The organism is Ruegeria sp. (genome assembly GCF_028066395.1).
GTDB lineage: Bacteria > Pseudomonadota > Alphaproteobacteria > Rhodobacterales > Rhodobacteraceae > Ruegeria.
The window spans coordinates 9,854-12,625 of record NZ_JALCBM010000085.1 but is presented as its reverse complement, the minus strand read 5'-3'; the positions used below and the strand labels follow the sequence as shown (position 1 = coordinate 12,625).

3 protein-coding genes and 1 pseudogene are annotated in these 2,772 nt (G+C 63.5%); all 4 read right to left on the bottom strand.

From position 1 onward, the window contains the following. Nucleotides 1-207 precede the first annotated feature (207 nt). Nucleotides 208-1,023: an extracellular solute-binding protein gene (locus MPJ51_RS19460; RefSeq protein WP_298390322.1), complete on the bottom strand. Its 816-nt coding sequence runs from the start codon at nucleotides 1,021-1,023 to the stop codon at nucleotides 208-210. Nucleotides 1,024-1,045: 22 nt separating this feature from the next. Then, nucleotides 1,046-1,780 carry an ATP-binding cassette domain-containing protein gene (locus MPJ51_RS19455; protein ID WP_298390319.1) on the bottom strand — a complete coding sequence of 245 codons (735 nt, stop codon included), beginning with the start codon at nucleotides 1,778-1,780 and terminating at the stop codon, nucleotides 1,046-1,048. After that, nucleotides 1,773-2,486: an ABC transporter permease gene (locus tag MPJ51_RS19450; RefSeq protein ID WP_298390316.1), complete on the bottom strand. Its 714-nt coding sequence runs from the start codon at nucleotides 2,484-2,486 to the stop codon at nucleotides 1,773-1,775. The genes MPJ51_RS19455 and MPJ51_RS19450 overlap by 8 nt, the downstream gene beginning before the upstream one ends. A gap of 160 nt (nucleotides 2,487-2,646) precedes the next feature. Next, nucleotides 2,647-2,772, bottom strand: a pseudogene (locus tag MPJ51_RS19445) (ABC transporter substrate-binding protein); the annotation flags it as partial.

Below are 2,772 nucleotides of genomic sequence, written 5' to 3'. Positions count from 1 at the left end.
CTGGCCATCTGGCGCCGCGCCTTCTTTGACCCGCCCATGCAGAAACTGCTGGCGTTCCTGCGCAACACCCGCTTCGCAACCCGCGCCGAGGAATTCGGAGGTTACGACATCACCGGGCTGGGCCGCATTCACCACAACGGCGCAACCGGCTGACGCGCTTCATCTTTTCCCAAATACTCTCGCCGAAGGCATTGGCCACAGGCCAATTCACCGTGCGTTGGGGAAAAACAACTGCTCGCCATCCAACTGGTAAGAGGCAATCGCCCCCTGCCCGTCCGGCCCGGTCAGCCAGTCGATGAACCGCTGCGCCGCCGCCGCCCGCACGTCCGGGTGTTTTTCGGGGTTCACAAGGATCACGCCATATTGGTTGAACAGGCGCGGATCGCCCTCGACCAGAATCTCCAGTTCACCCCGATTGCCGAAAGACAGCCAAGTGGCCCGGTCGGTCAGCGTATAGGCCCCCATCCCGCTGGCCACGTTCAGCGTCGCGCCCATGCCCGAGCCTGTCTCGCGATACCACGTGCCCGACGCACCGGTGGGGTCAGTGTCCGCCGCCGCCCAATGCGCCATCTCGGCTTTATGGGTGCCACTGTCATCCCCGCGCGAGGCAAAGGGGGCCTGCGCATCCGCAATCGCGGTCAAGGCGGCAAGGATATCCTCGCCGCCCCGCACCTCGGCCGGGTCGGATTTCGGGCCGACCAGAACGAAATCATTATACATGACGTCCAGCCGCTCGACGCCCCAGCCATCGGCCACGAATTGCTCTTCAGCCGGGCGGGAATGCACCAGCAGCACATCGCCATCGCCGTTGATCGCATTGCGGATCGCTTGCCCGGTGCCAACGGCCACCACGCGCACGTCGATGCCGGTTTCGGCCTCGAATCCCGGCAGGATGTAATCCAGCAGGCCCGAGTTCTGGGTCGAGGTGGTGGATTGCACCACAATGAACGGCTCCTCCGCCGCAACGGGGGCGGCCAATATCCCAAGCGCAAGCGTGCCTGCCCGGATTAGATCGCGGATCATCAAATCTCTCCGTTTTCCTGAATTACGTAACCAGCCCGCCCGCCAGATAGCGGCGCGAGGCCGGGCTGTTGGGGGCGTCCAGCACCTGTTTCGCGGCCCCGTGTTCGACCACATGCCCGCCCTGCATCATCACAATGTCGGCAGCCAGCCTGCGGGCCTGTCCGATATCATGGGTCACCATCACAATGCGCACACCCCTTGCCGAGGCGCGCAGCACCATCTGCTCAATCGCCTGCGTGGCACCGGGGTCCAAAGCGCTGGTGGGTTCGTCCAGAAACAGCGTCTCGGGCTCCAACGCAAGCGCGCGCAAAATGGCCAGCCGCTGCGCCTCACCCCCCGACAGGGAGCGCGCGGATTGGCGGGCCTTGCCGTCCAGCCCGCCCTCTGCCAACAATTCGGCCATCCGCGCCTTACGCGTGACGCGCGGCAAGGATTGGCGCCGCAACACAAAATCCAGATTGGCCGCGACCGAGCGGCGCAGCAGCACCGGCTGCTGAAACACCATCGCCTGTCGTGCCTTGTGGGTATCGTTCAAAGGCTCTCCGCCCTGCGTCACCCGCCCGCGATCCGGGGCGATCAGCCCGTGCAGGCAGCGCAGCAGCAGGCTTTTGCCCGCGCCGTTCGGCCCCAGGATCAGCGTCGGCCCCGGCCCGTCCAGACAGAGTTCCGGCACATCCAGCAGCATCTTGCCCTTGCGCGCCAGCCACAGATCGCGAACCCCAAGCCCGCCCGGCATATCCGGCAACAGATCACGCATGGCGCAAGCCCTCCTGCTCGGCCCGCAGACTCAGCGTGCTTACCATTGCGTTCACTGCGATGGCGATGCCGATCAAGATCGCGCCCAGAGCCAGCGCCAGCGCCAGATTGCCTTTCGAGGTTTCAAGCGCAATTGTCGTCGTCATCACCCGCGTCACATGGTTGATATTGCCACCCACGATGATCACCGCACCGACCTCGGCAATCGCACGCCCGAACCCGGCCAACAGCGCCGTCACCAGCGCCAGCCGCGCATCCCATAGCAGCACCGGAACCGAGGCCAGACGCGACACGCCCAGCGACCGCAGCTGTTCGGAATATTCCTCGGCCAGCATCTCGACCACTTGCCGGGTCAGCGCGGCGATGATCGGGGTGACCAGCACCACCTGCGCGATGATCATGGCGGTGGGTGTATACAGCAGTTCCAACACCCCCAGCGGCCCCGATCGCGACAGCATCAGATAGACCAACAGCCCCACGACCACCGGCGGGAAGCCCATCAATGCGTTCATCAGCACGATCAAAACCCGCCGTCCGGGAAAGCGCGCGACCGCCAAAGCGGCCCCGACAGGCATCCCGATCACCGCCGAAATCAGCACCGCAAAGACAGAAACCTGCAGGGACAGTAGTACAATCGCCCACAGCTCGGGATCGCCGGCGACGATCAGAGCGAGCGCTGAACTGAATTCTGATGCAAATCCCTGCATAATCTCCGACCAGTGGTGAATTTCGCATGAAACGCGTTAAATTTCAGGAGAATACTAATCCGTTTCCACCTCAAGTACACGCACATTTCCGAGATCGGGAACGAAAAAACGCGGCCCCGGTACAGGGCCGCGTTTCATTGGTCAGAAGACCGAATACGGGTCAGTTCAACGCCGCATCAGTGATCTGATGAGTCCATGCGCCATCAGGCTGTTTGGTGATCACTGGGTCAGAACCACCGGCCAGCAAAGTGGCCACCGTGCGGTCGAAATCCGCCGGGTCCAGCGA

Coding starts and splice junctions, on each gene's coding strand:
- MPJ51_RS19460 (WP_298390322.1), bottom strand. CDS start 1,023: ATGATCCGCGATCTAATCCGGGCAGGCACGCTTGCGCTTGGGATATTG.
- MPJ51_RS19455 (WP_298390319.1), bottom strand. CDS start 1,780: ATGCGTGATCTGTTGCCGGATATGCCGGGCGGGCTTGGGGTTCGCGAT.
- MPJ51_RS19450 (WP_298390316.1), bottom strand. CDS start 2,486: ATGCAGGGATTTGCATCAGAATTCAGTTCAGCGCTCGCTCTGATCGTC.